This is a genomic window from Dactylosporangium sp. CA-152071 (assembly GCF_050936335.1).
Lineage (GTDB): Bacteria > Actinomycetota > Actinomycetes > Mycobacteriales > Micromonosporaceae > Dactylosporangium > Dactylosporangium maewongense.
Genome location: NZ_JBNJMZ010000001.1, coordinates 3,011,528 through 3,033,590 on the forward strand (window position 1 = coordinate 3,011,528; position 22,063 = coordinate 3,033,590).

The 22,063-nt window shown below is 73.0% G+C and carries 22 protein-coding genes; 19 read left to right on the plus strand and 3 right to left on the minus strand.

Going from position 1 to position 22,063, the window contains the following annotated elements; all coding sequences use genetic code 11:
- The first annotated feature begins 237 nt into the window (after positions 1 to 237).
- From ACQEVZ_RS13320 to ACQEVZ_RS13395, 16 genes are all read left to right on the plus strand, one after another.
- Positions 238 to 1,767, plus strand: a complete 1,530-nt coding sequence (locus ACQEVZ_RS13320) for a class I adenylate-forming enzyme family protein (protein ID WP_344502392.1) — start codon at positions 238 to 240, stop codon at positions 1,765 to 1,767.
- Positions 1,764 to 2,042 (plus strand): acyl carrier protein, encoded by a 279-nt coding sequence (locus tag ACQEVZ_RS13325; RefSeq protein ID WP_344502394.1) that lies wholly within the window; start codon positions 1,764 to 1,766, stop codon positions 2,040 to 2,042. Before ACQEVZ_RS13320 ends, ACQEVZ_RS13325 begins: the two co-directional genes overlap by 4 nt.
- Before the next feature lie 38 nt (positions 2,043 to 2,080).
- Positions 2,081 to 2,284, plus strand: coding sequence for a phosphopantetheine-binding protein (locus tag ACQEVZ_RS13330; RefSeq protein ID WP_344502797.1), 204 nt, complete (start codon positions 2,081 to 2,083; stop codon positions 2,282 to 2,284).
- Between the two features lie 8 nt (positions 2,285 to 2,292).
- A complete protein-coding gene (locus ACQEVZ_RS13335) occupies positions 2,293 to 3,453 on the plus strand; it encodes a beta-ketoacyl synthase N-terminal-like domain-containing protein (RefSeq protein ID WP_354902062.1) in 1,161 nt (386 codons plus the stop codon).
- Positions 3,454 to 3,539: 86 nt separating this feature from the next.
- The gene (locus ACQEVZ_RS13340) at positions 3,540 to 4,052 is read left to right on the plus strand and encodes a beta-ketoacyl synthase N-terminal-like domain-containing protein (RefSeq protein WP_344502798.1); all 513 of its coding nucleotides are present in this window, start codon (positions 3,540 to 3,542) and stop codon (positions 4,050 to 4,052) included.
- Positions 4,049 to 5,299: a beta-ketoacyl-[acyl-carrier-protein] synthase family protein gene (locus tag ACQEVZ_RS13345; RefSeq protein ID WP_344502396.1), complete on the plus strand. Its 1,251-nt coding sequence runs from the start codon at positions 4,049 to 4,051 to the stop codon at positions 5,297 to 5,299. Before ACQEVZ_RS13340 ends, ACQEVZ_RS13345 begins: the two co-directional genes overlap by 4 nt.
- A 59-nt stretch (positions 5,300 to 5,358) precedes the next feature.
- Entirely contained in the window at positions 5,359 to 6,453 is a 1,095-nt protein-coding gene (hppD, locus tag ACQEVZ_RS13350; RefSeq protein WP_433365968.1) for a 4-hydroxyphenylpyruvate dioxygenase, read from the plus strand.
- Positions 6,454 to 6,496: 43 nt separating this feature from the next.
- Complete coding sequence (locus ACQEVZ_RS13355) at positions 6,497 to 7,408, plus strand: phytanoyl-CoA dioxygenase family protein (protein ID WP_425552212.1); 912 nt, start codon at positions 6,497 to 6,499, stop codon at positions 7,406 to 7,408.
- Positions 7,409 to 7,428: 20 nt separating this feature from the next.
- A complete protein-coding gene (locus tag ACQEVZ_RS13360) occupies positions 7,429 to 8,229 on the plus strand; it encodes a DUF3050 domain-containing protein (RefSeq protein WP_344502399.1) in 801 nt (266 codons plus the stop codon).
- A 31-nt stretch (positions 8,230 to 8,260) separates the two neighbouring features.
- Positions 8,261 to 9,226: a thiamine pyrophosphate-dependent dehydrogenase E1 component subunit alpha gene (locus tag ACQEVZ_RS13365; RefSeq protein ID WP_344502401.1), complete on the plus strand. Its 966-nt coding sequence runs from the start codon at positions 8,261 to 8,263 to the stop codon at positions 9,224 to 9,226.
- On the plus strand, positions 9,226 to 10,218 hold the full coding sequence (locus ACQEVZ_RS13370; RefSeq protein WP_344502402.1) for an alpha-ketoacid dehydrogenase subunit beta: 993 nt from the start codon (positions 9,226 to 9,228) through the stop codon (positions 10,216 to 10,218). Before ACQEVZ_RS13365 ends, ACQEVZ_RS13370 begins: the two co-directional genes overlap by 1 nt.
- Before the next feature lie 4 nt (positions 10,219 to 10,222).
- Positions 10,223 to 11,863, plus strand: a complete 1,641-nt coding sequence (locus ACQEVZ_RS13375; RefSeq protein ID WP_433365973.1) for an AMP-binding protein — start codon at positions 10,223 to 10,225, stop codon at positions 11,861 to 11,863.
- Entirely contained in the window at positions 11,856 to 13,238 is a 1,383-nt protein-coding gene (locus ACQEVZ_RS13380; protein WP_433365976.1) for a condensation domain-containing protein, read from the plus strand. The genes ACQEVZ_RS13375 and ACQEVZ_RS13380 overlap by 8 nt, the downstream gene beginning before the upstream one ends.
- Positions 13,235 to 14,161: a 3-oxoacyl-[acyl-carrier-protein] synthase III C-terminal domain-containing protein gene (locus ACQEVZ_RS13385; RefSeq protein WP_354902048.1), complete on the plus strand. Its 927-nt coding sequence runs from the start codon at positions 13,235 to 13,237 to the stop codon at positions 14,159 to 14,161. The genes ACQEVZ_RS13380 and ACQEVZ_RS13385 overlap by 4 nt, the downstream gene beginning before the upstream one ends.
- A gap of 27 nt (positions 14,162 to 14,188) precedes the next feature.
- Positions 14,189 to 14,473: an acyl carrier protein gene (locus tag ACQEVZ_RS13390; protein ID WP_344502406.1), complete on the plus strand. Its 285-nt coding sequence runs from the start codon at positions 14,189 to 14,191 to the stop codon at positions 14,471 to 14,473.
- A 2-nt stretch (positions 14,474 to 14,475) separates the two neighbouring features.
- Positions 14,476 to 15,264, plus strand: a complete 789-nt coding sequence (locus ACQEVZ_RS13395; RefSeq protein ID WP_433365980.1) for a 2-hydroxy-acid oxidase — start codon at positions 14,476 to 14,478, stop codon at positions 15,262 to 15,264.
- A 1,170-nt stretch (positions 15,265 to 16,434) separates the two neighbouring features.
- Here ACQEVZ_RS13395 and ACQEVZ_RS13400 read toward each other — a convergent pair.
- From ACQEVZ_RS13400 to ACQEVZ_RS13410, 3 genes are all read right to left on the minus strand, one after another.
- Complete coding sequence (locus ACQEVZ_RS13400; RefSeq protein ID WP_433365983.1) at positions 16,435 to 16,998, minus strand: aminoglycoside phosphotransferase family protein; 564 nt, start codon at positions 16,996 to 16,998, stop codon at positions 16,435 to 16,437.
- Between the two features lie 297 nt (positions 16,999 to 17,295).
- Entirely contained in the window at positions 17,296 to 18,231 is a 936-nt protein-coding gene (locus ACQEVZ_RS13405; protein ID WP_360561320.1) for an alpha/beta hydrolase, read from the minus strand.
- A gap of 2 nt (positions 18,232 to 18,233) precedes the next feature.
- Positions 18,234 to 18,932, minus strand: coding sequence for an SGNH/GDSL hydrolase family protein (locus ACQEVZ_RS13410; RefSeq protein WP_433365987.1), 699 nt, complete (start codon positions 18,930 to 18,932; stop codon positions 18,234 to 18,236).
- A gap of 64 nt (positions 18,933 to 18,996) precedes the next feature.
- Between ACQEVZ_RS13410 and ACQEVZ_RS13415 the strand changes: the two genes are divergently transcribed.
- Genes ACQEVZ_RS13415 through ACQEVZ_RS13425 form a run of 3 tightly spaced genes read left to right on the plus strand, consistent with a single transcriptional unit; the run spans position 18,997 to position 22,047 of the window.
- Positions 18,997 to 20,109 carry an alpha-hydroxy acid oxidase gene (locus ACQEVZ_RS13415; RefSeq protein WP_433365990.1) on the plus strand — a complete coding sequence of 371 codons (1,113 nt, stop codon included), beginning with the start codon at positions 18,997 to 18,999 and terminating at the stop codon, positions 20,107 to 20,109.
- Positions 20,110 to 21,384, plus strand: coding sequence for a PLP-dependent aminotransferase family protein (locus ACQEVZ_RS13420; RefSeq protein WP_433365993.1), 1,275 nt, complete (start codon positions 20,110 to 20,112; stop codon positions 21,382 to 21,384).
- A 12-nt stretch (positions 21,385 to 21,396) separates the two neighbouring features.
- On the plus strand, positions 21,397 to 22,047 hold the full coding sequence (locus ACQEVZ_RS13425) for a 4'-phosphopantetheinyl transferase family protein (RefSeq protein WP_344502413.1): 651 nt from the start codon (positions 21,397 to 21,399) through the stop codon (positions 22,045 to 22,047).
- Positions 22,048 to 22,063 lie beyond the last annotated feature (16 nt).

Genomic DNA, 22,063 nt, shown 5'->3' on the forward strand with positions numbered 1-22,063 from the left:
ACAGCGGCACAGTCGGGTTGTGCACTCTTGTAAAACGGCTTTGATTGCGTAAGGTCTATGGCTAGTCGGGGTGACTATTTCCTGCGCATTGTGTCCGGGCGTGATTCGTGCCGGTGACCGCAGGCCTGCTCCCGGCTCTCGCCAGTGTGTTCAATCGGGGGCTGCACACGCTGATCGCCGGCCAACGCGGGCCGACCGGTCGGCGGCGCGGCCGCGCGCGGAGAAAGGGGTTCGCCGGTGACCGACGCCGTGCTCGAAACCCAGCCCGCCCCGCTCGACCCGTCGTGGGTCGACGAGGTGCTGCTGGCCGGCCCCGCCGACCAGGTCGCGTTGGTCTTCGACACCCCTGTCACCCGCGCGGACCTGCGCGCGCTGGTCGCCGCCAAGCAGTCCGTGCTCGCCGCCGCCGGCCTCGGCGCCGGCGGGTCCGTCGCGCTGTCCCTCGCCCCGTCGCTCGCGTTCGTCACGAACCTCCTCGCCGCCTGGCGTCTCGGCGCCCGGGCCGCCCTGCTGGACCACCGGCTCACCCCGTACGAGACGGACAACGCCCTGCAGCGGCTGGCACCGCAGGTCGTCGTCAGCGCCAAGCACGTCACCGGCGGACCGCTGCGCGGCTTCGTCGAGATCGAGGAGCGGGTCGCCACCTACCCCGGGCGGCCCGCCGACACCACGCACGCGCTCATCCAGCTCAGCTCCGGCTCGACCGGCCCGTCGAAGGTCATCGCCCGCACCGCGGCGAACCTCGTCGAGGAGATCGAACGCTATGTGAAGATCGGCGCGGGGGTGCCGCAGGGCGGCGAGCGGATCGTCTCGCTCGCGTCCATGGTGCACGTGCTCGGTCTGGTCGGCGGCCTGCTCTACGGCCTGCACGCCGGCGCTCAGCTCGTGGTGCCGGCGCGGATGACCGCCGACGGCATCCTGTCCGCCGTCGCCGCCGGGCCCGAGCCCACCACCCTGCTCGGCGTCCCCTTCCACATCGAGCTGCTCTCCTCGGTGCAGACACCGCCCAGGCTCCCCCAGCTGACCGGCATGACCACCGGCGGGGAACTGGTCCGTGCCGAGGTCTACGCCGGCTTCGTCGACCGCTACGACATCCGGCTCGGCAACATGTACGGCATGACCGAGGTCGGGGTCATCGCCACCGACCTGTTCGGCGAGCACCGCCCTTCCCTCACCCCCGCACCCGGTCTCACCGTCCGTGAAGAGGCCGGCGAGCTGCTCGTGTCGCTGCCCGCGTCGCCGTACCTCGGCCTCGTCGACCCCGCCCGCTGGGCCGACGGCTGGCTGCACACCAAGGACGCCGGCAGCGTCGACGAGGCCACCGGCAGGCTGCGCATCCACGGCCGGCGCGACTCCCAGGTCTCCGTCGGCGGCCTCAAGGTCGACCTGACCGAGGTCGAGCACACGCTTGCCGCGCTGCCCGGCGTCGCCAGCGCCGTCGTGACCCACGACAAGGCGATCGAGGCGTACGTGATGCTGCGCGACGGCGTCACCGCGGCGCAGGTCCAGGACCGGCTCGCCGAGCGCCTCGCCGGCTTCAAGCGCCCGCGCGTGCTGAAGGTCGTGGAGCAGCTGCCCCGGACCGCCACCGGCAAGCTCGTCCGGGACCGTGCCGCGCTGCTGGCCGCCTCGGCCCCGGCGGCGGCCGCCGCACCGGGCTCGACCGCGGGCGCCATCCCGGCGCAGCGGGTGGGAACAGACGTGACCGATGGCGCGACCGACCCGGTCGCGCCGGCACCTGTCAAGGAAGGGAACCACGCACGATGAGCGAGACGACCGACCAGGAGATCCGCCAGTTCCTGCTGGACTCGTTGACCGAGATGAACTACAGCGTCGAGGACATCGACGACGACACCGCGCTCGGCCCGGCCGGCGCCGACCTCGAGTCGCTGTCGCTCGCCGAGCTCGCCGTCCGCGTCGAGGACCGCTTCGGCGTGCGCTTCGACGACGACGAGGCGGAGAAGCTGGCCGGGATGACCGTCGGCGAGTTCATCGCCGCCGTCGCCGAGCGCCGGTCCGCCGCTGCCACGGCGGGCAGCTGAGCGTGGCCGCTGCACCAACCCGCGACGACGTCGTGGCGATGCTCGCCACGTACGGCGACCGGTCGCCCGCTGACGTCGCCGAGGGGATCGACTCCCTGGAGCTCGCCTGGCTCGTCCACCAGCTCGAACAGCACTACGGCGTGCCGCTCGACCTCGATGACGACGCCCTCGCCCGCATGTCGACGGTGAGCGGGACGCTCGAGGTCCTCCAGGAACTGAAGGTCGAGACGGGTTCACGATGACCGCCACCATGACCGTTCGGCGCGGTCCGGGTGAGGTGGTGCTGACCGGTGCGGCCGTGCTCAGCGCGTTCGGCCGGGGCATGACCGCCCTGGCCGACGGCCTGGACGCCGGCACGCCGGCGTTCCAGCCGGTCGACCGCTTCGACGTGACGGGACGGCGGGTCGGGGTGGCCGCGGCCATGCCCGGCTCCCCCGTCCTCACCGACGAGCTGGTGCGCGTCGTCGACGAGGCCTGTGACGAGGCCAAGCTCAGCACGGCCGAGCGGGCGGGCGCACCGCTCTTCCTCGCCCTGCACGGCGATCCGGCCCTCGCCAGGGTGGCCGAGGCCGACCGCCGCCGGCACAGCAGCACCGCGTTCACCGCCGCGCTCGCCGGCGGCACCGGGCTCGCCGGGGACCTGCCGCTGGGAGCGGGGATCCGGGCGTACACCTCGGCGTGCGTCGCGGCGAGCACGGCGGTCGCGGACGCGGCGGCGGCGATCGCCCGCGGCGAGCTCGACCGCATCGTGGTGGCCGGTGGGTACCTCGTGGACGCCGATCAGTTCTCCCTCTTCGACGCGGGCCGTGCACTGTCCACTGACGGACAGGTCCGCCCGTTCAGCGACGGGCGCCGGGGCCTGCTGCTCGGCGACGGTGCCGGCGCGGTCGTCGTGGAGTCCGCCGCGGCGGCCCGCGAGCGTGGCGTGCCGGCGCTCGCCCGCCTCGCCGGCTGGGGACGGGCCGGCGACGCGTACCACCCGTGCCAGCCGCACCCTGAGGGCCACGGGCTCGCCCGTGCGATCACCGCCGCGCTGCAGCGGGCCGGGATCGGCGCGGGGGACCTCGGCTACGTCAACGCGCACGGCTCGGGCACCGCGCAGAGCGACGCCGCGGAGGCCACGGCGCTGCGCACCGCGCTCGGCGAGCACGCCGCGACCGTGCCGGTCTCCTCGACGAAGTCGCTGCACGGCCAGGCCCTGGAGGCCTCCGGGGTCCTCGAACTGATCGTCACCCTGCACGCGCTGCGCACCGGCCGGCTGCCGGTCAACGCGGGGTTCCTCGCCGCCGACGAGCACTGCCCGCTGAACCTGGTCCTCGACGGGTTCACCGCGGCGACCCCGTCCTACGCCCTGTCGCTGAACGCCGCGTTCGGCGGCGCCAACACCGCGCTCCTGGTCGGATCGGCATGAGCGAACTGATTCTGGATCCGACCGAGCACGAGCACGGGCTCGGTACGGCGGAGCTGTTCGTCGAGGAGATCCCGCCGCTGACCGCCCTGGCCACCCGAGCCGGGCTGGACGTCGTCGCCGCCGCCGACTGGCCGGAGCCGGGCGACGAGGAGCTGCCGAAGCTCGCCGGGTTCGTCCACTCGTCGTTCAACCCGCTGGTCGCCGCCACCGCCGGCCGCTGCCTGCAGCGCCGTGCGGAGAGCGCTCCACCGGCGGTGACGGCGATCGTGCTCGTCACCTCGACCGGCGACGCGGCCAGCGCGGCCCACGTCGCGGGCGCGGTCGACGCCGGCGGCCGGATCGGGCCGCTGTTCTTCTTCCAGTCGGTGCCCAACGCCGTCGCCGGGCACGTCGCCGCGAAGTGGGGCCTGACCGGCCCGGTCGTGTGCGTCGACAGCACCGACGCCGGGCTGGACGTGGCCCGGCTGCTGCTCGCCGACGGCGACGCCGGCGAGGTCCTCGTCGTCCTCCTCGAACAGGCCACCGTGCCCGAGGCCATCACCGGAACCAGCCACGACACCGCGTCCGCGGTCGTCGTGGTCGAAAGGGGTACAGCATGAGCAGATCCGTTGCGGTGACCGGGATCGGGCTCGTCACCCCCGTCGGGCGCACGGGCGCCGAGGTCTTCGACGCGATGTGCGAGGGCCGGTCCGGGCTCGTGCGGCCCCCCGCCGACCATCCCCTCGCCGGGTCCGCCGACGTCGCCGCGTTCTCGCCGCCGATCGACCCGACATCGGTCCTGCCGGCGCCGGAGACCCGCGTCGTCGACCGGTACATCATCATGGCGATGGCCGCCGCCGAGCAGGCCCTCGCGGACGCCGGCATCGAGGTGGGGCGCGACGTCGACCCGTTCCGGATCGCCATCATCCTGTCCGGCACCGGCGGCCTGGCGACCCTCGACGCGCAGGCGGTGCTGCGCTCGCAGAAGGGCCGCCTCGGCGTCAGCCCCTACCTGCTGCCCGGGATGCTGCCGAACATGGGCGCGGCCCGGGTCGCGATGCGCCACGGCATCCAGGGATACAGCTCATCCATCGGCACCGCGTGCGCCGCCGGCGCCCAGTCGATCGGCGAGGCGGTGCGGCTGCTGCGCGCCGGCGAGGCCGACGTCGTCGTCGCCGGCTGCAGCGAGGCGCCGCTCTTCCCGACCCTCGCCGACACGTTCGGCAACGCCCGGGCGCTCGCCCGGGGCTGGGACGACCCGACCGCCGCGAGCCGCCCGTTCGACCGGCGGCGCAACGGGCTCGTCCTCGGCGAGGGCGCCGGGGTCTTCGTCGTCGAACGCGCCGAGCACGCCGAGGCGCGCCGGGCCCGCCGGTACGCCGACATCGTCGGCTGGGGCGCCACCAACGACGCGCACCACCCCACCACCCCGCGCCCCGACGGGTCGGCCGCCGCCGCCTGCATGAGCCGGGCCGTCGCCGACGCCGGGATCTCACCCGGGGACGTCGGCTACGTCAACGCGCACGGCACCAGCACCAAGCTCGGCGACGTGGCCGAGTCGACCGCGATCCGCGCGGTCTTCGGTGCCGATGCCCCGCCGGTCAGCTCGACGAAGGGCGTGACCGGCCACATGCTCGGCGCCTCCGGGGTGGTGGAGGCCGCGGTGTCGGTCCACGCCATGCTCCGCGGGCTGCTCCCGCCGACGCACAACCTGGACGAGCCGGATCCCGCCTGCGACCTGGACCACCTCCGCGAACCCCGCCCCGCGCAGGTGACCCACGTCCTGTCCAACTCCTTCGGCTTCGGTGGCCACAACGTGAGCCTCATCTTCGGCCGGCCGGAGTCCGCCTGGACACGCACGGCGTGACGCCAGCGCGTCACAGACCCCTGGGAACGACCGATCAGAACCCGAAAGGGAAGCAGGCCATGCAGATCCTCGACACCGACCACATCGAGATGTTCGTCGGCGACGCGCGCCAGGCGGCGCATCAGCTGTGCGAGACGTACGGCTTCCACGTCTACGGCCACGGCGGCCCCGAAACCGGCCTCACGGGTCAGCGCAGCGTGCTGCTGGGGCAGCGCGACATCCGGATCCTGCTCACCTCCGGCCTCAGCGGCGAACACCGGGCGAGCCGGTACGTGGCCCGCCACGGCGACGGTGTCGCCGTGATCGCGTTCGGCTGCGCCGACGTGGAGACGGCGTTCGCCGAGGCGGTCGCCGCCGGCGCCACCCCGATCCAGCCGCCGCAGCGGCTCGAGCAGGACGGTTCGACGGTCGTGACCGCGGAGGTGTCCGGCTTCGGCGACGTGACGCACCGGCTCGTGCAGCGCACCCCCGGCGACGGCGCCTTCCTGCCCGGGGCGATCGACATGACCGGCGCGCCCTCGGCGCCGACGGACGAGGACCTGCTGTACACCATCGACCACGCCGCGATCTGCCTGCAGGCCGGCGAGCTCGACGAGACGGTCCAGTACTACGAGCGCGTCTTCGGCTTCACCATGATCTTCCAGGAGTACATCGAGGTCGGCGAGCAGGGCATGCAGTCGAAGGTGGTGCAGAGCCCGTCGGGCGGCGTCACGTTCACGCTGATCCAGCCGGACCTGAGCCGCCGCGCCGGCCAGATCGACGACTTCCTGTCGTGGCACGAGGGCGCCGGCGTGCAGCACATCGCCTACAGCACCAACGACATCGTGCACGCGGTGCGCGCGTACAGCGCCAAGGGCGTCGAGTTCGCGCAGACGCCGGCGAGCTACTACGACGTGCTCGAGTCCCGCCTCGGCGCCGTCGACGTGCCCGTGGACCAGCTGCGGCCGCTCGGCATCCTCGTCGACCGGGACCACTGGGGGCAGATGTACCAGATCTTCGCCAAGTCGACGCACATCCGCCGCACCTACTTCCTCGAGCTCATCGACCGGCACGGCGCCCGGACGTTCGGCACCAGCAACATCCCCGCGCTGTACGCGGCCAAGGAGCGCGAGCTCGCCGCGGTACGCGACACCACAGACGGCCTGCGCAGCTGACCCCTCCCCCAGTCCTACTCCTGAAAGGACATAGACCTTGACCATCTCGCCCACGCAGACGTTCGCGCTGACCGACGACGAGCTCGCGCTGCTGCCGTCGGACGACGACGTCGAGCACTACGCCCAGCACGGCTGGTACCTGTCCAAGAAGATCTTCACCGACGACGAGGTCGACGAGCTCGTCGCGGCGAGCGAGCGGTACTACGCCGGTGAGCGGTCCCGTTCGTTACCGACCCGCCCGCCGCGCCTCGCCTACTGGGAACCGTCCAAGGGCGACGTGCAACGGCACAACGACTACGTGCACTACGAGAGCGACGCGCTCGCGCGGATCCTGCGCAAGCCGCTGCTCGGCGCGGTCGCCGCGCGGCTGGCGAAGGCCGACGAGATCCGCGTCTTCCAGTCGACGCTGATCTACAAGCCACCGATCGCGGGCGAGCCCAGCAACGTCGTGCCGTGGCACTTCGACCGGCACTACTGGGCCTCGTGCACGTCGGAGAGCATGCTCACCGCGTTCATCCCCTTCCACGACTGCGACGAGGAGATGGGGACCATCACGATGGTCGACGGCTCCCACCGCTGGGAGGAGATCGGCGCCGACGACACCACCACCCGGCACTTCGCCGAGCGCGACAACGACGACCTGGAGGTGATGCTCTCGGACAACGCCGCGTACAACAACGCCACGGTCACCAAGGTCCCGATGATCATCCCCAAGGGTCACATGAGCTTCCACCACTGCCGCACGTACCACGGCAGCGGCGCCAACCGCAGCGACCGGCCGCGGCGGGCGATCTCCTTCCACCTGCAGGACGGCGCCAACGCGTTCCGCCCGTTCCAGCTCAGCACGGGGGATCTCGTGGCCTACAACCACGACGTGCTGGTGCGACGGACCGAGGACGGCCGTCCCGACTACTCCGACCCCGAGTACTGCCCCGTGCTGTGGCGTACGGCCTAACACACTTTCAGGAGGCTCACATGTCCCGATACGACTGGGGTCAGCGGCACCCCGGCATCGACCGGCTCGAGGCGCTGATCGCCGACGCCCGGACCGACGTCGTCACCCACCCCATCTACGCCCGCCTGGACAGCCTGCCGGCGATCCAGACGTTCCTGGAGCACCACGTCTTCGCCGTGTGGGACTTCATGTCGCTGCTGAAGTCGCTGCAGCGCAACCTCACCTGCGTCGAGGTGCCGTGGATCCCGACCGGGCCGACCGGCAGCCGGCGGCTCATCAACGACATCGTCCTGGTCGAGGAGAGCGACGAGCTGCGCGGCGGCTTCATCAGCCACTTCGAGCTGTACCTGCTCGGCATGCAGGAGGCCGGCGCCGACACCACCGTCATCGACACCTTCATCCAGCTGCTGCGGGACAAGACCCCGGTGCCGGCGGCGATGGCGGCCGCGGGCGTGCCCGAGGCGTCGGCGGAGTTCGTCGGGCTCACCTGGCACCTCATCGACACCGCGCCGATCCACTGCCAGGCGGCGGCGTTCGCGTTCGGCCGCGAGGACCTGATCCCCGACATGTTCCAGCAGGTGGTGAAGGTCAACGAGCAGGGCGGGCAGCTCGGCACGTTCGTCGACTACCTGGAGCGGCACATCGAGGTCGACGGCGAGTTCCACACGCCGATGGCCATGCAGATGGTCACCGACCTCTGCGGCGACGACGAGAACAAGTGGAACGAGTGCGTGGAGACGATCAACCTCGCCCTCGTCGCCCGCGCCAAGCTCTGGAGCGGCATCCTCGCCAAGATCGACGAGAAGGTCCTCGCGGCCTAGTCCGCGGCTCTTTGTCCTGAAGGAGTACCACGTGACTGACGCCGCCGGGCTGTACCGGACGGTCCGCCTCATCCGACGGTTCGAGGAACGCGCGATCGAGCTCGTCCGGGACGGCACGATCGTCGGAGGGATCCACCCGTACATCGGGCAGGAGGCGATCGCGGCCGGCACCTGCGCCGCGCTGCGCCCCGGCGACGTCATCACCAGCACGCACCGCGGCCACGGGCACGTCCTGGCCAAGGGCGCCGACCCGGCCCGGACCCTGGCCGAGCTGGCGGGCCGGGCGACCGGCCTCAACGCCGGCCGGGGCGGCTCCATGCACGCCGCCGACTTCGGCCTCGGCATCCTCGGCGCCAACGCGATCGTCGGCGCCGCCGTGCCGATCGCGACGGGCGCGGCGTGGGCGGCGCGGCGGGCCGGCAAGGACCTCGTCGCCGTCACATACTTCGGCGACGGTGCGGTCAGCCAGGGCGTCGTCCTGGAGACGATGAACCTCGCGTCGCTGTGGAAGGTGCCGGTGGTGCTCGTCTGCGAGAACAACGGCTTCGCCACCACCACCCGGGTCGAGCAGGCGGTGGCCGGCTCGATCACCGGCCGGGCCGAGGCGTTCGGCATCCCGGCGTCCACAGTGGACGGCAGCGACCCGGAGGCAGTGCTCGCCGCGGCCACCGAGGCCGTCGAGCGGGCCCGCGCCGGCGGCGGCCCCTCGTTCATCGAGTGCGTCGCCTACCGCTTCGACGCCCACCACACCTGGGAGCACGCGGCGCGGCCGCGGTACCGCACCGACGACGAGGTCGCGCTCGGTGTCCAGCGCGACCCGGTGGCGCTGCAGGGCTCCCGCATCCCGGAAGCGGACCGGGACCGGATCGACGCGGAGATCGAGGCGCTGCTCGACGAGGCGGTCCGGTTCGCCGTCGACAGCCCGCTGCCGGACCCGGCCGGCGCGCTCGACCACCTGTACGCGGACGGCCTGCGGGCCAGGGCGGGGGTCTCCTGATGCCGAACCTGTCGTACCTGAAGGCGCTGAACCGGGCGCTGACGACCGAGATGGCCGCCGACCCGAGCGTGGTCGTGTTCGGCGAGGACGTCGGCGTCGCGGTCAGCAACGTCACCACCGGCCTGCTCAAGAAGTTCGGCCCCGAACGGGTCGTCGACATGCCGATCTCGGAGCAGGGGTTCACCAGCTTCGCGACCGGCGCCGCGATGGCCGGCCAGCGCCCCGTGATCGAGTTCCAGATCCCGGCGCTGCTGTTCCTCGCGTTCGAGCAGATCGCCAACCAGGCCCACAAGTTCTCGCTGATGACCGGCGGGCAGATCAACATCCCGGTCACCTACCTGCTGCCGAGCTCCGGCTCCCGCGGCGGCTGGGCCGGGCAGCACTCCGACCACCCGTACAGCCTCTTCGCCCACGTCGGCGTGAAGACGGTCGTGCCCGCGACCCCCGCCGACGCCTACGGCCTGCTGCTGACCGCGATCCGCGACGACGACCCCGTCATCATGTTCGCCCCCGCGGGCGCCATCGGGGTCCGCGACGACGTCGACTTCGCCACCCTCGCGCCGGTGCCGCTCGGCGTCGGCCGCGTCCACCGCCCCGGCGACGACGTGACGGTCGTCGCGGTCGGCCACCTCGTGCACGACGCGCTCGCCGTCGCCGAGGAGCTCGCCGGGACCGTGTCGGTGGAGGTGTTCGACCCGCGGACGCTGCACCCGTTCGACTGGGCCGGGCTCGCCGCGTCGCTGGAGCGCACCGGCCGGCTCGTCGTCGTCGACGACTCCAACCGCTCCTGCGGCATCGGCGGGGAGATCCTGGCGACCGCCGCGGAACAGATGCGCCTCATCGCGCCACCGAAACGGATCACCCGACCCGACGGCGCGGTGCTGCCGTTCGCCCGGGAGCTGGACCTGGCGCTGCAGCCGACCCGCGCGCAGATCCGCACCGCCGTCGAGCAGGTGGCGAAGCTTTCGTTCCCCACGCAGACCGAGGAGTAGACCCATGGCGTCCACGAGCATCCGGGCGGCGCTCGCCGCCGACCCCGACGTCGGTGCCGGCAACGTGCTGCACAAGCTCATCGAGCACGGCGCGGCGCTGGACGGGCCGGGCATCGCGTTCGACGTCGACGTCGACGGCTTCCCCGCCTGGCAGGGCCTCACCCTCGGCGATCTGCGCGACCGCGCCGCGGCCAGGGCCGCCTGGTTCCAGGCCAACGGCATCACCCGGCGCGACCCCGTCGCCGTCTACGTGACCAGCAGCGCCGACTGCTTCCTCAACTGGATGGGACTGGTCTGGCTCGGCGCGATCCCCGCGCTGATGAACCCGAACATCGCCGGTGACATCGCCGTCCAGTACATCGCCAAACTGCGCGCGACCGCGCTCGTCACCGACGCCGCCCACCTCGAGCGGCTCGCCGGCGCCGACGTCGGCATCCCCGTCATCGACGCCGCCGACACCGGCACCGGCGACCCGGCGCAGGCGCCCGCGCCGTTCCGGCACCACGCCGACGACCCGATCGCCATCACCCATTCCTCCGGCACCACCCGCATGCCGACCGCCGTCGTGCACTCGCACGCCAGCCTGTTCCACGCCACCCGCAAGATCCGGCTGAGCGGCCCGAGGGCCCAGGGCACCGAGCGGATCCTCAGTGCCCTGCCAGCCCCGCACGCGGCCGGCATCATGACCATCAACCACGCCCTGAGCAACCGGTCGGACCTGCTGTTCCTGTCGCAGCAGAGCGACGGCGGCGCGGTGCTGGACGCGATCGAGCGGTGGAAGCCGACCGGCGTCTTCGGCTTCGCGGTCACCTGGTCGGAGCTCGCCCGCTTCGACCTGACCCAGCACGAGATGGACTCGGTGTCGCTGTGGTTCAACACCGGCGACTGCGCGCACGAGCCGCACATCCGCAACCTCGTGAACGTCGGCAGCCACAACACCGTCACCCGCTCCGCCGAAGGCCGTCCGGTCGTCCAGCGGGTCAAGGGCTCCAGCTTCGTCGACGGGCTCGGCTCGACCGAGATGGGGCACTCCGCGTTCCACATCACCCACAGCCCCGACACCGAGCGCTACGGCCGGTGCGTCGGCGTGCCGCACGTCTTCGCCGACGTGGCGCTGCTGGACACCACGACCGGCGAGGAGGTGCCGGTCGGGCAGGTCGGCCACTTCGGCCTCAAGTCCCCGACGCTCGCACCCGGCTACTGGAACGACCACGCCAACACGTACAAGCACCGGCTCAACGGCTACTACCTCACCGGCGACCTGATGTTCCGCGACGCGGAGGGCTACTACTACCACGTCGACCGGGCCGTCGACTCCGTCGACCTCGGCGGCGGCAACTGGCTCTACACCGCCATGTCGGAGGAGCAGATCCTGCGCGCGGTGCCCGACGTGCGCGACTGCACCATCGTGTCGTTCAAGACCGGCGCCGGCGTCGTGTCGGACGTGCTGCTGTCGCTGCACGAGAGCGCCGACCCGACGGTCGACCACACCGCCGCCGTGACCGCCGCGCTCACCCCGGCCGCCGCGGCGACGCTGCGGAAGGTCGTCGTGTTCCCCGACGAGAACATCGTCACCGGCCCCACCGGCAAGGTCCGCAAGTTCCTGATGCGGCAGCGGCATCTCGCCGAGCTGGCGAATGCCTGACACGTTCCTGCCGGCCCCACCGCTGGTCGCGACCACCCGGATCCCGGTGCGGTTCGACGGCGAGGGGGCCGGGACCGGTCCGCTGTCGTGGGGGCAGCTCGGGATCTGGCAGGACATGGTCCGCCAGCGCTCCTGGCTGCCCATCGGCGGCTGGGCCCCGGTGGCCGAGGGGGCGACCGTCGAGGACCTCGCCGACGACCTGCGCTGGGCGATGCGGCGGTACCCGACGTTCCGCACCCGGCTGCGCTTCACCGACGACGGCGCCCCGCTGCAGGCGGTGGCCGGGTGGGGCACGATCGGGCTGGACGTGTTCGACGTGCCGCCGGGCGCCGACCCGGCCGCGTTCACGGCGTCGGTCGACGCGCAGTACCGGGCACGGCCCTACGACTTCGTCGAGGAGTGGCCGGTGCGGATGGGGGTCGTGCGTGTGGACGGCGTGCCCGCCTACCTGTCGACGGTCACCTGCCACCTGGTCACCGACGGGTTCGGCGGCCTGCTCATGCTCCGCGAGGTCGCCGCCCTGCGCACCGACCCGCCCGGGCCTACCAGCGGCCTGCAGCCGCTGGCGCAGGCGCAGTGGCAGGCGTCGCCGGAGGGGCGCAAGCAGTCGGAGAAGGCGCTGCGGCACTGGGACAAGATGCTGCGGCAGCTGCCACCGGTGACGCCGCCGGCCTCCCGGCCCGGGCCGCGGTTCCACCGGGGCACGTTCGTCTCGGCGGCCCTGTACCGGGCGACCCACGCGGTGTCCGTCGTCTTCGACATCGACACGTCGCAGGTCCTCATGACGTTCCTGGCGCTCGCCGTCACCGCCCAGGCTGGTGACGGGCGGCCCGCGATCATCCGGCCCATGGTGGACAACCGGTTCCGCCGCGGGCTCGGCGACGTCGTGGCGATGGTGGCGCAGCGCGGGATCTGCGTCGCGGACGTCGCCGGGCTGTCCTACGAGGAGGCCATGCGCAGGACCGGGATCGCGGCGATGCTGGCGTACAAGTGGGCCTACCACGACCCGGCGGCGGTCGCTGCCGTGTCCGCGACCCTGTCCGCCTCCCTGGACGTCGACCTCGACGCGGGTGTCTGGTTCAACGACCGGCGGACGATCAGCAGGCAGATGTTCCCCGGCTCCGTGCCCACCGCCGAGCAGGTCCGCGACGCCGCACCGGGCGTGTTCACCTGGACCGTCGCGCAGGACGACCCCTACGACCCGCTGAGCATCGACGTCGACGACTCCCCCGGCGAGTTCCAGCTCACCTGGTTCACCGACACGTGGCGGACGCCGCCGGCCCGCGTGGAGGCGCTCGCCCGGGCGGTCGAGGCGCTCGCCGTACAAGAGGCGCTGACGGCACTGGAAAACTTCGCCGGAACGGAGACGCCGTGACCGCTCTCGCCGCCATCGGCACCTATGTGCCCCCGGACCGCGTGCCGATCGAGTCGCTCGCCGACGAGTTCGAGCTCACGCCCATGCAGCTGCGGGTGTTCCGCCGCTACCACAAGCTCGGCTCCGCCGCGCAGGCGCCGGACCTGTCCCTCACCGAGCTGCTCGGCCTGGCGGTCGCCGACCTGCGGCTCACCACCGAGCAGACGGCGCGGATCCGGTACGTGCTCTACGCGCGGACGTTCCCCGGCGTGGCGCCCTACCCGTTCAACCCGCTGCACGAGGTGTGCCGGACGTTCGGGCTCCAGCACGCCACCGCCTTCGCCGTCGGGCACCACGCGTGCGCCTCCGGGCTGCTCGCCGTCGACCTCGCCGGGCGGCTGCTCGCATCGGCCGACCCGTCCGCGCTCGCGCTCGTCCTCACCGGGGAGAAGGCCTTCACCGGGGAGGCGCGGTTCGTGCCGGAGACGTCGATGTTCGGCGAGGGGGCGGCGGCCTGCCTGGTCTCCGCCGCCGGCCCTCGGGACCGGCAGCTGTCCTACGTGGCGGACCTGCGCGGCGAGTTCGACGGCGAGCTGGAGGAGGTCGCGGGCGAGTTCCAGCGGATCTACCACGACGCGCTGGGCGCCGCCGTGACGTCCGCCGTCGAGCGCGCGGGGCTGACCCTGCCGGACATCGCGCTGATCCTGCCGCACAACGTGAACGTGGTGGCCTGGCAGCGGGTGTGCAAGCGGATCGGCTACCCGCTCGACCAGGTGCTGCTCGACCACGTCGCCGACTACGGCCACGTCTTCTGCGCCGACGCGTTCCTCAACCACCGCACCGCCGTGCAGCGCTCGCTGCTGCGCCCCGGCGACCACTACGTCATCGCCGCCGCGGGCGCCGGCCGCGGCGCGACCTTCTCCGCAATGGTCTTCACGCACTAGGTTCTGGCTTTCTTGAAGGGGTTTGTCATGAGCGACACCACGACCATCGACCCGGACCTGCGCCAGCAGGTCGTCGACACGATCTGCGAGCTGCTGCCCCGCGTGCTGAAGCGGGAGGTCACCGGCGCGTCGGAGACCACCACGCTCATGGACGACCTGGGCATGAGCTCCACCACCGGCCTGGAGCTGGTCCTCGAGCTGGAGGACAAGCTGGAGCGCGAGATCAGCGTCGAGGACATGGGCCGCGACAACTTCGAGACGGTCGGCAGCCTCGCCGACTACGTCGCCGGAAACCTGCTGCCGGAAGAGTGAGCATGCCCGCTCTCCACGACGACCGCTGGGGTCTCCGGCGCGCAGTGTCGCGCCGGTACCCGTCGCCGGCCGCGCTCGCCGCCGACCCCGGGCACGCCGCCCGGCTGTCGACGTACCTGACCGACCTGCTCGCCCCGTACGACCTCACCCTGGCCCGCGACTCGTCGTCCGCCCAGTCCTACGGCGAGATGGCCGTCGAGCTGCTGCCGACGTCACCCGCCTCACCGGTCGACCTGCTGGTGCTCGCCTACGACGTGCCGGACGTCTCCCCCGGCCGCGCCGTCAGCACCTACCTGACCCACGTGTGCCCCGGCAAACCGATGTCGTTCGCCGTCTCGGACCAGGGCCGCGCGGCGGCCTTCACCGCGCTGTCGCTGATGCGGACGTACGCCGCCACCCACCCCAGGGCGCTGCTCATCGCCGTCGAGCAGGCCGACCTGCCCTACGACCCCGGCGTGCCGCTGTCGCTGCCCGCCGCCCACGCGGGCATCGCCCTGCACCTGTCGGCCGCCTCCCCCGCCCCGCTCACGACGGTCACCACCCTTCCCGACGCGGCACCCTCGCTGAGCGTGCTCGACGGCCTGTCCGCGACGACCGTGATCCTCGGCGGCGGTCTGGCGGCGCTCGCCGACGACGTGAAGGCCGACCGGGTGATCCTCGCCGACCCCGCCCAACCGATGACCGGCGTGTGGGAGGCCCTGGCGGGGCTCGACCTGGCGACGGCCGGCCGGATCGCGGTCGCCGACCACGACCCCACCCTGCACTACCTGTGCGCGGCGACCTTCGGCTGAAACCTGCACGGCGACCTTTCGGCTGAACCTGTGCGCGGCGGCGGCCTTCGGAGAGCGACCTCCGACTGAGCCACTCGCCGTTTCCGACCGACCCCGCCCGCCACCCGAACCGCCGCGCTCCGCCAACGGCAGCGCATCGTCGCGCTCGGCCAGCGCGGCCTTTCGCGGCCCGCCGCCGCCAGTCCCGTCCGGTCGCTCCGCCAACGGCCGCGGCCACACTGCGCACCGGCGTCGCCCGTCCCATCCAGGGCTGCGCTGCTGCGCACCGGGCGGCGACCGCGGCCCCATGTCGTGCCACACGGGCGCGGCGACAGGTCGTGCCACGGGCGACGCCGCCGAATTGGCATGGTCAGGCGCGGCGACAGCCGGTCTCGCGTCACACGGGCGCGACACCTACCGCCTGAGGCAGTACGCGGTGGCCTTCGGCTGAGACCGCGCTGCCACCGGCCGACGTCGCCCGCCGCGCATGCACAGCCGCAGCCGGACACGCCGGCCTTCAGCGAACCTCCAGAACCTGACCATGCCCATTCGGCGGCGCCGGTCGCCGCGACCGTCCTGCCTCGAACGATGTGGCGCGTCGTCCCGGGCCACATCGTGCTTCCACCGCGCGTACGCGACGCTTGCGCTGCGCCGCACGCGCACAGCCCCATGTGGTCGCGGCACGTGCGCCACCCAGGCACGACCGCTGCCGGCCGGCAACGCGCCTCGCAAGCGTGCGGCAACGTGCCGTTGTGCCGGCGGCACGCCACCCGAGCGTCGTTGCGCCACGTACGGCCACCCAGGCGTGCGGCCACCCAGGCGTGCGGCCACCCAGGCGTGCGGCCGCTGTCGGCCAGGAACGCACGCCACGTGGGAGCGCGGCACCGTGTCGTCGCACCACGCGCACCACACACGCACGGCCGGTGCGCCACGCGGACGCGACCGTGGATTGGTGTGGCACACGCGCGCGACCGCGGGTTGGTGCGTCACACGCGCGGACGCTGGCGGCAGCTGAGGTTCGGGGCAGGCGTCGTCGTCGGGTCGGCCCGTACAGGGCTCGATAGGCGGGTCCTGGTGTCGGGCTGGCCGCTTCACTCCACCGTACCTGAGGCGACCTAATTGATCTCTAAGGTCGTCACCAGGCGATGACGAACTGTACCCGGCCGCTGAGCCTGCGGGCCAAAGCGCAGGTCAGGTGGGGCGCAGGAGGTGGGCGACGTCGAGGGCTCGGGACAACTGGCCGCCCGTGTCGGCGGTCCAGACCGAGGACAGGACGGCCTTGACGAAGCCCCACGCGGCCAGGCGGTCCTCGGGTTCGCCGAGCGCCGCCGACAGCTGACGCAGGCGGGCCGGGACGAGGGCGGTCAGGGCCGGGTCACGGTCGTCGGGGTGCGGGTTGAACAGGATCGAGCCGACCTCGTAGCCGGGGTCGCCGACCAGGCCGTGCGGGTCGATCGCCAGCCAGGGGGCGCGGGTGCCGGCGAGGACGTTGTCGTGGTGCAGGTCGCCGTGCAGGACCGCCTCCCGGGACGCCGACGCGCACAGGGAGCGCATGAGGGCCGCGGCCTGTGAGACGAGGTCGGCGGGGACCGGGCCGCGGTGCCGGTCCAGGGCACCCACCTGCGACAGCACCGGCGGCAGGCCGTGCGACGCCGGCGGCGGGACGTGCAGCTGCCGCATCAGGTCCGCGAGGACGGCCATCGCCGCGGGGTCGTCGGCGGGGACCAGGTCGCGGAGGCGGTGGCCGGGGGTCACCTGCTCCAGCAGTATGGCGGCCCCGGGTCGCGTCGAACCGCAGCGGCCGGACGGCGCCGCGGCCGTCGAACGCCCCCAGGGCGGCCGCCTCGACCTCCAGCTCGAAGCCGACCTTCAGGACGGCGGGCGTGCCGTCGGCCTGCCGTACCGGCGCGACGTAATGGAACGTGAGGTCGTAGGGGGCTTCGAGGACGAGGTCCCAGTCGGCGGCGAGGCCGTCGAGCAGGGCGGGCAGGCCGGCGAGCCAGCGCTCGCCCTCGGCGCCCCAGACGCCGGTGACGTTGCGGGACAGGGTCGTCAGGATCCGAACCATGCCCTCAGCTGCGCGGCGGCCTGGGCCAGCGCGACGCGGGCGCCGTCGACGACGCCGGCCATCGTGAAGAAGCCGTGGGACATGCCGTCGTAGCGGGCGAGCGTGACGGGGACCGCGTCGTCGGCGAGCCGCTTCGCGTAGCGCTCGCCCTGGTCGCGCAGGGGGTCGAACTCGGCGGTGATGACGAGCGCGGGCGGCAGGCCCTTCAGCGTCTCGGCCCGCAGCGGCGACGCGAGCGGGTTCTCGGCGTCGTCGGGGTCGATGAGGTAGTGCTTGCGGTACCAGGCGACGGAGTGGTGGTTGAACTGGTACGGGTCGGCGTTGTCCCGCATGGAGTCGTCGTCGGCGAGCTGGTCGGTGTTCGGGTAGACGAGCAACTGCCCGGCGAGGGTGAGGTCGCCGGCCTCCTGCGCGATGAGGGTCGCCGCCGCGGCCAGGTTGCCGCCGGCGCTGTCGCCACCGACCGCGATCCGGGCCGGGTCCGCGCCGAGCGTCTCGGCGTTGCCGGCGACCCACTGCACGGCGGCCCAGCAGTCCTCGATCGCCGCCGGGAACGGGTGCTCGGGCGCGAGCCGGTATTCGGGGACCACGACCAGGCAGCCGGCGCTGTTGGCCAGGGTGCGGCTGATCCCGTCGGCGGTGTCGATCGTGCCGAGGACCCAGCCGCCGCCGTAGAAGTACATCAGGACGGGCAGCGGGCGGTCTGCGGACGGCCGGTACACGCGGACCTGCATCCGGCCGCCGGGCCCGTCGATCCAGTGGTCGGTGACCTCGTGGACGGGCTCGGGGTCGCCGCCGCCGGCCTTGATGGACGCCAGGTCGTCGGCGCGCGCGTCCTCGAGGGTCATCTTGTACAGCGGTGTGGCGCCGTCGCGCTCGCGCCGGTCACGCATCGCCTGCAGCTGCGGGTCGAGTGGCATCTCTACGCTCCCTGGATCTCACGGGACAGGCGGCGGATCATCTCCGCCGCGGCGATGGCGTGGCTGCGACCGTTGCCGTGCAGCCCGTCCGCGCCGGTGAGGACCTCACCGAGGGCGATCGCCGGGTGCGTGGCGAGGTCGACGTGGATGGTGCCGAGCGTCGCGGCGAGCGCGGCGGTGCGGCGGCCGAGCAGCGTCATCCTGCGGGAGAACGCGGGGCCGAGCCACGCCGGCATCGACGGGTACTGCGGCATCACGAACAACGACACGGTCATGACCTGGGCGCCGGCGTCCTGCAGCGGGCGGACGATCGCGGTCAGCGTCGCGTCGACGGCGTCGGCGCGCGACTCGTAGCCGGGGCGCATCGCGTCGTTGGCGCCGCAGATGACCAGCGCCAGGTCCGGCCGGAACTCCAGCGCCGGGCCGAGCTGGGTGTCGAGGACCTCGGCGGCGCGCAGGTTGCGCCGGCCCAGGTTCAGGGACGCGAGGCCGGGGCGCCCGTGCAGCAGCTCCGCCCGCACCCGGTCGGGGAACGCGAGCGGATGGTAGCCGTCGACGGGGTCGATGAGGCCCTCCGCGACGCTGTCACCGAGGATCGCGAACCGGTGCCACGGGTGCCCCGCGAGGAGCGCGGTGGCCTCCCCTGCGGCGAGGCAGAACGGGTCGGAAACTTCGGCGGTCAGCATGCTGTCGGTGCCCATGCAAGCCTTTCGGCTCCTGTCGGTCGTGGCGTGGTTCCGATAGGCTACCGCCTATGGAGCGCCGGTGACACGATCGAAGACCGGGCCGGTGTTGACCGCCTCCGACTATCAGCACCTCGCCCGGGAGCTCGTCGACGCGGACGTGTGGGACTTCATCGAGGGCGGCGCCGAGTCCGAGCGCACCCTGCGCGCCAACGTCAGCGCGTTCGACCGGCTGCGGCTGCGGCCCCGGGTCATGACCGACGTGTCCACAGTCGACACCGCCGTGTCGCTGTTCGGCGCCGGCCACCTGACCCCGATCGGCGTCGGGCCCACGGCGTATCACCGGCTCGTCAACCCCGAGGGCGAGGTCGCCACCGCGCGGGGTGCGAGCGCCGTGGGCGCGCTGTTCGTGGTGAGCGTCTTCGCCAGCAGGTCCCTCGAGGACATCGCGGCGGCGTCCGACGGTCGGCTGTGGCTGCACCTGTACTGGTTCCGCCGCCGCGAGGTGATGACGGGCCTGATCCGGCGGGCCGAGGACGCCGGCTACACGGCGCTGGTGCTCACCGTCGACGCGCCCCGCATCGGCCGGCGCTGGCGCGACATGCGCAACGGGTTCGCGATCGGCGGTGACGTCGCCGCCGTCAACATCGACGCGGCGGTCATGGCGCTCACCCACCACAGCGACGTCGGCCACTCCGCGATCGCCGACCACGCCGCCCAGTCCTTCGACGCCGCCGTCACCTGGGCCGACCTGGCCTGGCTGCGGTCGCAGACCAGGCTGCCGATCGTGCTCAAGGGCATCCTGACCGCGGAGGACGCGGCCCTGGCCGTCGAGCACGGCGCGGACGGGGTCGTGGTGTCCAACCACGGCGGCCGCCAGCTCGACGGCGCCGTCGCCAGCCTCGATGCGCTGCCCGAGGTCGTCGACGCGGTCGCCGGCGCGATTCCGGTGCTGTTCGACGGTGGGGTCCGCCGCGGCACCGACGCGCTCGTCGCGCTCGCGCTCGGCGCCCGCATGGTGCTGCTCGGCCGGCCGCCGCTGTGGGGGCTCGCGGCCGGCGGCGCCGACGGGGTCGAAGGACTGCTGCGCACGACGACCGATGAGCTGGCGCACGCGATGGCGCTCGCCGGCCGCCCGCGCCTCGCCGACCTGGACCGGTCGGTGCTGCGGGCCCGACCTGGAGGCGAACTGTAGATGGTGGAGCTGTCCCGCGAGGCGTTGCACGTGTCGGTCTCCGACCCGGTGTCCACCTCGATGAACTTCCTCAACGAGGTCGCCGGCCGGTTCCCCGACGCGATCTCGCTCGCCGCGGGCCGCCCGTTCGACGAGTTCCACTCCGCCGCCGACGTCGACAAGCACCTGCAGGCGTACCTGACGCACCTGCGCGAGAGCGGCATCAGCGACGCGCAGAGCAGGGTGCTGCTCACCATGTACGGGCGGACCAACGGCCACATCGGCGGTCTCATCGCCCGCATGCTCGACGTCGACGAGGACATCCGGGTCCCGGACGAGGCCGTCATGGTGACCGCCGGCTGCCAGGAGGCGATGGTCATCGCGCTGCGCGGCCTGTGCGCGGGCCCCGGCGACGTCGTGCTCGCCGCCGAGCCCTGCTACGTCGGCTTCACCGGCGCCGCCCGGATCCTCGGCATCGACGTGGTGCCGGTGCCGGAGTCGCCCGACGGGCTGCGACCTTCGACGGTCCGTGAGGTCGCCGCTGCGGTACGGGCCGGCGGCCGCACCCCGAAGGCCCTGTACCTGGTGCCGAACTTCGCCAACCCGTCGGGTGTGTCGCTGCCGGTGGCGACCCGCCGGGCGCTGCTCGACGTCGCCGCCGAGGCCGACCTGCTGATCCTGGAGGACGACCCGTACGGCCTCTTCGGCCTCGACGACGAGCCCCGGCCCACGCTGAAGTCGCTGGACACCGACCAGCGGGTCATCTACCTCGGCTCGTTCGCCAAGTCGTACTTCCCGGGCGTGCGGGTCGGGTTCCTCGTCGCGGACCAGCCGGTCGTCGACGCCGCCGGGCGCCGCACCGTCCTCGCCGAGGAGCTGTCGACGGTGAAGAGCATGCTCACCGTCAACACCTCCGCCCTCTCCCAGGCTGTCGTCGGCGGCATGCTGCTGGACAGCGGCTTCAGCCTCCGCGGCGCCAACCAGGCGAAGATCCAGTTCTACCGGCAGAACCTGCGGACCCTCCTCGCCGCGCTTGAGCGGCACTTCACCGGCGGCCCCGTGCGCTGGAACAGCCCGAGCGGCGGCTTCTTCGTCGTCGTCGACGTGCCGGTGGACGCCACCGAGGAGCTGCTGGAGGTCTCGGCCCGCGAGCACGGCGTGCTGTGGACCCCGATGCGCTTCTTCTACCTGGGCGACGGCGGCAGCCACGCGATCCGGCTGTCGTGCAGCGCCCTCGAACCGGCGCAGGTCGACGAGGGTGTGCGGCGCTTCGCCGGCTTCCTCGCCTCGGTCTGACCCGCCCCGATCGTGGACGCCGTCGACGTCTGGCTGGCCGACGCGCGGGTGCCGGAGTCGGCGCTGCCGGCCATGCTCGCGCTGCTCGACCCCGACGAGCGGCGCCGCCACGCGTCGATCGTGCACGCCATCGACCGCCGCCGGTTCATCGTCGCGCACGCCGTCACCCGCCGTCTCGTCGGCGCGGTCCTGGACGCCCCGCCGTCCGAGCTGCGCTGGTCCCACAACCCCAACGGCAAGCCGTCGCTGAGCGGCCCGTACACCGGCGTCGAGGTCAACCTGTCGCACTCCGGCGACCTCGTCATGGTCGCCGTGTCGCCGCACCGCCCCGTCGGGGTCGACCTGCAGCGGGTCGTGCCGGCCCTCGACTGCGCCGCGATGGCCCGGCGCTTCTACCCGCCCGCGGAGGCCGCCCTGGTGACGGGCGCCGACGGGCACGAACGCTTCGCCGAGCTGTGGGCCCGCAAGGAGTCCCTCGTCAAGGCGGCCGGCGCGCGGCTGACCCGGGGGCTGGCCACGCCGGTCGCCGGGCCCGCCCCGGTGGTGGTCGACCACGACGGGCCGTTCCGGATCGCGGACCTCGTCGCTCCGGACGGGTTCCGGGCGGCGGTCGCCCTCGCTGGCGCGGCGCCGTTCGCCGTCACACAGCACGCGGACGGCTGAGCGCCCTCGCGGACGC

Excerpts from the sequence above, each read along its gene's own strand:
- ACQEVZ_RS13325 (WP_344502394.1), top strand. The coding sequence starts at position 1,764 with ATGAGCGAGACGACCGACCAGGAGATCCGCCAGTTCCTGCTGGACTCG.
- ACQEVZ_RS13330 (WP_344502797.1), top strand. The coding sequence starts at position 2,081 with ATGCTCGCCACGTACGGCGACCGGTCGCCCGCTGACGTCGCCGAGGGG.
- ACQEVZ_RS13335 (WP_354902062.1), top strand. The coding sequence starts at position 2,293 with ATGACCGTTCGGCGCGGTCCGGGTGAGGTGGTGCTGACCGGTGCGGCC.
- ACQEVZ_RS13345 (WP_344502396.1), top strand. The coding sequence starts at position 4,049 with ATGAGCAGATCCGTTGCGGTGACCGGGATCGGGCTCGTCACCCCCGTC.
- hppD (WP_433365968.1), top strand. The coding sequence starts at position 5,359 with ATGCAGATCCTCGACACCGACCACATCGAGATGTTCGTCGGCGACGCG.
- ACQEVZ_RS13360 (WP_344502399.1), top strand. The coding sequence starts at position 7,429 with ATGTCCCGATACGACTGGGGTCAGCGGCACCCCGGCATCGACCGGCTC.
- ACQEVZ_RS13370 (WP_344502402.1), top strand. The coding sequence starts at position 9,226 with ATGCCGAACCTGTCGTACCTGAAGGCGCTGAACCGGGCGCTGACGACC.
- ACQEVZ_RS13375 (WP_433365973.1), top strand. The coding sequence starts at position 10,223 with ATGGCGTCCACGAGCATCCGGGCGGCGCTCGCCGCCGACCCCGACGTC.
- ACQEVZ_RS13380 (WP_433365976.1), top strand. The coding sequence starts at position 11,856 with ATGCCTGACACGTTCCTGCCGGCCCCACCGCTGGTCGCGACCACCCGG.
- ACQEVZ_RS13390 (WP_344502406.1), top strand. The coding sequence starts at position 14,189 with ATGAGCGACACCACGACCATCGACCCGGACCTGCGCCAGCAGGTCGTC.
- ACQEVZ_RS13395 (WP_433365980.1), top strand. The coding sequence starts at position 14,476 with ATGCCCGCTCTCCACGACGACCGCTGGGGTCTCCGGCGCGCAGTGTCG.
- ACQEVZ_RS13405 (WP_360561320.1), bottom strand. The coding sequence starts at position 18,231 with ATGCCACTCGACCCGCAGCTGCAGGCGATGCGTGACCGGCGCGAGCGC.
- ACQEVZ_RS13410 (WP_433365987.1), bottom strand. The coding sequence starts at position 18,932 with ATGGGCACCGACAGCATGCTGACCGCCGAAGTTTCCGACCCGTTCTGC.
- ACQEVZ_RS13420 (WP_433365993.1), top strand. The coding sequence starts at position 20,110 with ATGGTGGAGCTGTCCCGCGAGGCGTTGCACGTGTCGGTCTCCGACCCG.